Raw genomic sequence first — 6,758 nt, 5'->3', positions numbered from 1 at the left:
AACCCGGAATTTACAGCAATGGAAATATATGTAGCCTACAAAGACTACAACTGGATGATGGATTTCACCGAAAACTTGTTGGAACACTGCGCTATTGGCGTAAATGGAACTAGCGAGGCTACTTTTGGCGAACATACAATCAATTTTAAAGCGCCTTATGCCCGCGTTACAATGACGGATTCTATCAAACATTTTACTGGTTTTGATATTTCTGGCAAAAGTGAAGCAGAGCTTTTTGAAGCTGCCAAAGGAATGGGAATTGATGTGGACAACACGATGGGGAAAGGAAAATTGATTGATGAAATTTTTGGCGCAAAATGCGAAGGAAATTATATTCAGCCAACATTCATTACCGATTATCCAAAGGAAATGTCACCTCTTTGTAAAGAACACCGTGACAATCCAGAATTGACGGAACGTTTTGAATTGATGGTTTGCGGTAAAGAAGTAGCAAATGCTTACTCTGAATTGAATGACCCGATTGACCAAAGAGAGCGTTTTGAAGATCAAATGCGTTTGGCCGAAAAAGGTGATGATGAAGCTACAGGAACGATTGACGAGGATTTCTTGAGAGCATTGGAATACGGTATGCCTCCAACTTCTGGTTTAGGAATTGGAATGGACCGTTTGATGATGTTCTTGACTAATAATGCATCTATTCAAGAAGTATTGTTTTTCCCCCAGATGAGACCTGAAACCAAAAAAGCCCAAATTGAATTGACTGATGAAGAGAAATTTATTGTAGATTTATTGAAAGGAAATGAAAATAAAATGGATCTTCAGCAATTAAAAATTACTGCAAATTTAAGTGGTAAAAAATGGGATGCTGCTATGAAAGGTTTGTCTAAAAATGGCTTGACGAAAGTAGCTGTTGAAGGAGAATATAAAATTGTGGAATTGATAGAGTAATTTTCTATTCCATATAATATTTTAAAGGAGTTTCGTTTTGAAGCTCCTTTTTTTATTTAAAAACATCCTACTAAACCAAACAATCGTTTTTGGATTTTCGTAACTTTACTAGTCAAAATAACACGTTATGAACACTTTAGAATTAAAACAGAAAATAATTGACAAGTTAAAATCTGTCGATGATGTTGACTTGCTAAAGCAAATTATGAATTTACTTCAACCATTAGATCCGAATGAAATTAAACATTTAAATGAAAATGAATTGGAAATGGCAAAAGAAATCGAAGAAGACATAAAATTTGGAAGTGATGTTTCCCATAAACAACTTGACAAAGAAGATTCAGAATGGATTACTGAACTATAGTGTAACAATTACAAAAACAAAAAAAGGAGCTTTTATCAAGCTCCTTTTTCATACAAGAAATTAACACCTTTATTTAAAAGAAAAAATTTGAGGGTTCACATTAATCATGACCCAAGCCCAATTGTTGGTGTGATCAACATCACCACTTTTCAGTCTTTGCATGGTATCTGTTGCAAACATTTGGGAATAACCTCCAGTTATGTTTACAAATTTATGTACTGAATAGCCAAATGTAAAATCGACTTCCGTACCAAGATAGTTATTCATTTCATTTCCACTAGCATCCAAAACCGTATTCGCAGCATTAAAAACATGTGGCAATAAAGCAAACTGCCATTTATTCTTTGCATATCCAAATTTCAAAAAAGCGTCCTGCAACCCTACCGAATTCTTATGATTTCCTACGTAGAAATAATCCATATATCCATTCAATCCATGATTGGTTCCAAAAATAGGATTAAACGATTTTATGTCGGTACTTGTATTGGCTTGACTTTTTCCAGATAAGAATTCATAGCCTAAACCTGCTTTAAACTTATCCGTCAAGGCATAATTAAAATTAAGAGCTGCATCAAAAGCACTCACAGTATAAGTCGTACTTTTTCCTGTTTGTCCATAGAACCATAGATTTCCATCCCAAGATTTTCCTTTGGTATTCATATAGGTTCCAAAAGTTTGCATGTAATCTACTTTCAATTCAGGTGTTGGCGTTGGAATTGGAGCCACTAGTTTATTTTCGTAACCTGTGTTTAAAAACAATAAACTCATATTTATTTTTCCCAGCTCAGTATGATACCAGGCATATTGCATCGCTTTGTAATTGGCAACAGTGTAAGGTGTTGCAATATCCGTTTCTCCATTGGCATTATAAGCAAGTGCTACGTCCAATTGGCTTTTTTTATTTTTATAGGTTACCGATAAAGCATCATGACTTTGTGCCTGTTGTGCCCAATCGCCTTCACCAAGAATACGCTGATTGTCATACGAAATCACTTGACGCCCTATACGCGTGCTCCATTTTTCATTAAAATTGTATTGCGCCCAAGCTTCAAATATTTGAATCCCGTTCACATCCGATTTTGTATTGGGTGCGACATCTCCCCAAACGCGAACATTTTGCATCGTAAGTTTAGTGACAAACTTATCTTGTTTGAAGTTTAAATTCAAACGTGTTCTTCCCGATATAAACTGACCTGGAGTTTCACCATAAGGAATCGGGGCTTTGTAACCGTTCCTAAACTCGTAACGAGGTCTAATTTGTAAATTGGCATCAAACTCTTGGGCAAAAGTATTCATACTGGCCATTAACACAACTGCCAGTGCCATTATTTTAAATATCTTCATTTGGGTGGGATTTTAATTTAGTTTAACCGCTTCTTCTGTTATTTTTTTGATAGTTTCATCCGAGTTTACTCCTAGTCCTTCTTGTTGATAAGCTAATTCTCCTTCGGCATTAAATACACTTATAATATTAGAATGAGAGAATTCAAGTGGTGCAATTTTCTTGTAATTGACAGCCAAAACTGCTGCGAACTCTCTTGTATTTTCTTCCGTAGATCTCAAAAACTCCCATTGCTCGCCATCCATTTTATTGGCAATAGCAAACTCCTTTAATCGTTTTGGAGTATCCACTTCGGGATCAATACTTACCAATATCAATTCGACATTTTCCTTAATATTCTCTGGTAAACGAGATTCGATATTGCGCATATCCGCCACCAAACGAGGACAAGCCGCTTTACAGGAAGTATAAATCATGACCATTACCAGAACTTTTCCTCTCAAATCTTTCATTTCGATATTCTGCCCATTTTGATTAGTCCATTTCGAAGGCAAATTGTAAATAGACAAATCCGAAATAGGTTTATCTTTATCTACAGTATCTTTTTTATTACAACTCTGGAATGCAAAAATAAGTATTAAGATGGGCAAAACAAATAAATAAGACCATCCTTTTTCCAGAATTTCTTTTTGTTTTTGGTTTAACATTGATTTCATATATGTAAATTTTATTTGTCAGTTGTCATATATGTTATCGCCTTTTTATTCTTTGGTGTTTGCATACGCAAACTTATTGTTACCGGCGATTTCATTTTATTTGATTTTGGTTAGAAATCGATGATTCTTATTTGTCTTTAGCGCATCGAAAACCTAAATTTTTTGTAGTGTAATTAGCTTTCAAACTACCCCTGAAAGCGTAGCGCATAAAAGCGGCGTAATTCATCAAATCGGTTGCATTTACTGATCCGCTTCCGCAAAAGAGATTCTTATCGGTATCTTTATCTTTTCTGGATTCGCCCGAAAGAAAAATGCTATTGAAGTCCGATGTCCATTCCCAAACCAATCCATGCATATCATAGACTCCCCAATAATTTCTGAAGGTTTGTCCAACAGGATTCGCATACGTTTTGGGTTTTTCGTACCAAGATAAAATGTATCTATTGAATTCTTCTTTGGTACGGGCATCAGATCGTTTTTCATCAGCCATAGCCACGTATTCCCATTCGTCCATAGATGGCAATCTTTTTCCTTGGCACTCACAATATTTCTTGGCTGCAAACCAAGAAACATTAGTTATAGGAGCATTACTTAGATTATTTTTTCCGTAACTAAAATCACTTTCCCATTGGATTAGATAACTTTTGTCGGCATATAACCCTTTCATTGTTGAACGAGTGTAATCTGGATATTTTTTAACAAAAGCAAGATACTGCGCATTTGTAACAGGATAAACATCCATACTAAATGAAGCTACTTTGACTGGTTTTTTGGTAGTAGCTCCATAAAGGGGGACAAAAGTTCCCCCATTTATGGGTACCATTTTAACTTCTTGAGCAAAAAGAGTAACGCAAATCAACAATAAAAAGAAGGTTATTATTTTTTTTAGTGGGAACATTAGGGCTCTTTTTGCTTTAGTAATTATTATTTTCTTTGCGCTTTCACCATCGCTACTGTCACTACTTTTTTGCTATTTCCCCAACTGGCATATACATAAGTAAGTACATCTGCAATTTGTTGATCACTCAAAGCTTGGGGAGGCATAGCTCCAGTAAATTTCTTTCCATTTACGGTAATTGTTCCATTAGATCCTTTAATTACTTGTTTAATGGCACGATTCACATCGGCATTCAAATAATCTGATTTTGCCAATGGGGGAAAAGCTCCCGGAACTCCCACCCCCGTAGCCTGATGACAGGCAATACAAGTTTTGGTATAAACTCCTTTTCCTTTGTTTGCATCTTGGCTAAAACCTTTCAGACTTAATCCAATTAATGCTATTCCTAAAATGTATTTTTTCATGACTTCTAAATATTTAAAATTGTGTTTATTATTTTCTTTGAGCTTTTACCATTGCTGGTGTTACTACTGTTTTATTATTACCCCAACTACTGTAAACATAAGTTAGAACATCTGCTATTTCATCATCTGAAAGATTTTGACTTGGCATCACACTGTTTATTTTCTTGCCATTTACTGTAATCTCACCACTTAACCCTCTTATGACAACTTGAATAGCTCTTTTAGGATCGGCATTCAAATAATCTGATTTGGCTAATGGAGGGAATGCATTTGGCACTCCTTGTCCTTCGGATTGGTGACAAGCAAAGCAAGTTGTTCCAAAGATTGCTTTTCCGGATTTAATTTGTTCAGGAAGCGTTTTGGCTACAGTAGATTTGGCCACTTTTTCCCCTTCAGGCATATTTTGAATATTTCCACCTTCAGGTAAATATATTCCTTCTTGTGTAGTACCGGAATAGACTTTTTTATTTTCTTCACCAGTTACTTTCAGCATTCCTAAAGCTCCTTTATTGAAAGCTCTAAAAATTGAGTGATCAACCAAAATAAATGTTCCAGGCACATCAACTTTAAACTCTACAATTGCAGAACCTCCTGCTGGTATTAATGTCGTTTGAACATTAGTATTAATAGCATCACCACCCTCAATATGAACTTTATCAAATATTTCACCAATAACATGGAATGAAGATAGTAAGTTTGGTCCACCATTACCCATATAGATACGAACGGTTTCGCCAACTTTGGCAGTAAGCGCATTATCTCCCGCGATTGACCCTACTTTACCGTTGAAAACAACATAGTCCGGTTCTTCCTTCAATGCCTTGTTCATGTCAAAAGGTTGTACTCCTTGTTCACCATAACTTCCTTTGGTATAAAAATCACCTTGCATCACGTAGAATTCTTTGTCGACCGGTGGCAAACCACCTTCTGGTTCTACAAGAATCAAACCATACATACCGTTTGCAATGTGCATCCCAACAGGAGCAGTTGCACAATGGTACACATACAATCCAGGATTTAGCACTTTAAAATTAAATACTTTTTCATGTCCTGGTGCCACTATTGAAGAAGAAGCTCCTCCTCCTTGCCCTGTTACCGCATGCAAATCGATATTGTGTGGCAATTTATTATCTGGGTGGTTTTTTAGGTGAAATTCAATTTCGTCACCTACTCTTGTTCTAATGAAACTTCCCGGAACAGAACCTCCAAATGTCCAATAAACATATTTGCTTCCATCGACCATTTCACCTTCTTGTTCTTTGATTTCCATATTGACTACCAAATGCATCGCAGGTCTGTCACCAATTGGTTTTGGAACAAATGGTGGGGCTGTTAATTCTGCTTCTTTTTGACCTTCGACTTTTATTTTTTCGTAATAATCAACGTCATGCTTTTCTTCCTTTTTACTACAAGAAAGAATACTAACGACTGCAAATAATGCAAAAGCAATAATTTTATAGGGTTTGCTAAAATGGAATAATTGTTTCATAATTGTTTCGTTTTAAAAAGTGGTTTTTTATATTAAGGATAGTTTTGTCTTTTTTTATTGTATTGTAAAATTAAAGTTTGAGATTTAAAAAATTAATGATAAATATCATGTTTTTAACTTTTTTTTAAGACCCTTATTTTATCCCAATAATTAAAACCACAAGCAATCCTAAAGTTAATATTAAACTAATTTTCCAGAACGAATGCGCCTTTTTTAATTCCATAAATTGAAAAGCAACCAATAGAAATTTAAAAGCAGCCAAAGCCATTATAAAAGGAGCGACAAAAGCTGAAACACTAAACAAATTTGACACACAAGATGTTGTAATAGTGATGGTTAACAGCAATACGAAGACTAAAATTAATGAATTTTTCATTACTAAAAAAATAAATAAAGTGTAGGAAACAAAAGCAGCCAAATCAAATCGCACATGTGCCAAAAAGCAGCACAGGCTTCAACGTCTTCAACAACGGTATCAGAATCTTTTTTGGTCATCCCATAATTTGTCCAGCACAAAATAACCAATCCCATAATAACGTGAATGATATGAAATCCTGTCAACAACCAATAAAAAGTGTAAAACATATTGGTGTCCAATGAGATTCCGCTTTCAATTTTATGGTAATATTCTACACTTTTAAGTGCTAAGAATAAAAATCCTCCTAGCATAGCCAACTTAAAGAATACTGATGATTT

The 6,758-nt window shown here is 35.1% G+C and carries 8 protein-coding genes and 1 pseudogene; 2 read left to right on the top strand and 7 right to left on the bottom strand.

Annotation, left to right across the window (positions count from 1 at the left end; all coding sequences use genetic code 11):
• Nucleotides 1-909, top strand: a 909-nt coding sequence (locus tag VFS71_RS06440; protein ID WP_326400079.1) for an amino acid--tRNA ligase-related protein, incomplete at its 5' end; no start/stop codon positions are given.
• Between the two features lie 127 nt (nt 910-1,036).
• Nucleotides 1,037-1,273 (top strand): hypothetical protein, encoded by a 237-nt coding sequence (locus VFS71_RS06435; protein WP_326400078.1) that lies wholly within the window; start codon nt 1,037-1,039, stop codon nt 1,271-1,273.
• 69 nt (nt 1,274-1,342) lie between these two features.
• Here VFS71_RS06435 and VFS71_RS06430 read toward each other — a convergent pair whose 3' ends face one another.
• From VFS71_RS06430 to VFS71_RS06400, 7 genes and pseudogenes are all read right to left on the bottom strand, one after another.
• The gene (locus tag VFS71_RS06430) at nt 1,343-2,617 is read right to left on the bottom strand and encodes an alginate export family protein (RefSeq protein WP_326400077.1); all 1,275 of its coding nucleotides are present in this window, start codon (nt 2,615-2,617) and stop codon (nt 1,343-1,345) included.
• A 12-nt stretch (nt 2,618-2,629) separates the two neighbouring features.
• Nucleotides 2,630-3,262: an SCO family protein gene (locus VFS71_RS06425; protein ID WP_326400080.1), complete on the bottom strand. Its 633-nt coding sequence runs from the start codon at nt 3,260-3,262 to the stop codon at nt 2,630-2,632.
• A gap of 136 nt (nt 3,263-3,398) precedes the next feature.
• Nucleotides 3,399-4,169 (bottom strand): formylglycine-generating enzyme family protein, encoded by a 771-nt coding sequence (locus VFS71_RS06420; RefSeq protein ID WP_326400076.1) that lies wholly within the window; start codon nt 4,167-4,169, stop codon nt 3,399-3,401.
• Between the two features lie 26 nt (nt 4,170-4,195).
• Nucleotides 4,196-4,528, bottom strand: a pseudogene (locus VFS71_RS06415) (c-type cytochrome); the annotation flags it as partial.
• Between the two features lie 73 nt (nt 4,529-4,601).
• Complete coding sequence (nirK, locus tag VFS71_RS06410; RefSeq protein WP_326400074.1) at nt 4,602-6,062, bottom strand: copper-containing nitrite reductase; 1,461 nt, start codon at nt 6,060-6,062, stop codon at nt 4,602-4,604.
• Nucleotides 6,063-6,195: 133 nt separating this feature from the next.
• Nucleotides 6,196-6,438 (bottom strand): cytochrome C oxidase subunit IV family protein, encoded by a 243-nt coding sequence (locus VFS71_RS06405; protein ID WP_326400073.1) that lies wholly within the window; start codon nt 6,436-6,438, stop codon nt 6,196-6,198.
• A gap of 2 nt (nt 6,439-6,440) precedes the next feature.
• Nucleotides 6,441-6,758: cytochrome c oxidase subunit 3 (locus VFS71_RS06400; RefSeq protein ID WP_326400072.1), on the bottom strand; the 318-nt coding region annotated here is incomplete at its 5' end.

The sequence above is a fragment of the Flavobacterium sp. genome (genome assembly GCF_035760125.1).
In the GTDB taxonomy this organism is placed as follows: domain Bacteria; phylum Bacteroidota; class Bacteroidia; order Flavobacteriales; family Flavobacteriaceae; genus Flavobacterium.
This window is presented reverse-complemented; position numbering and strand designations above follow the sequence as displayed.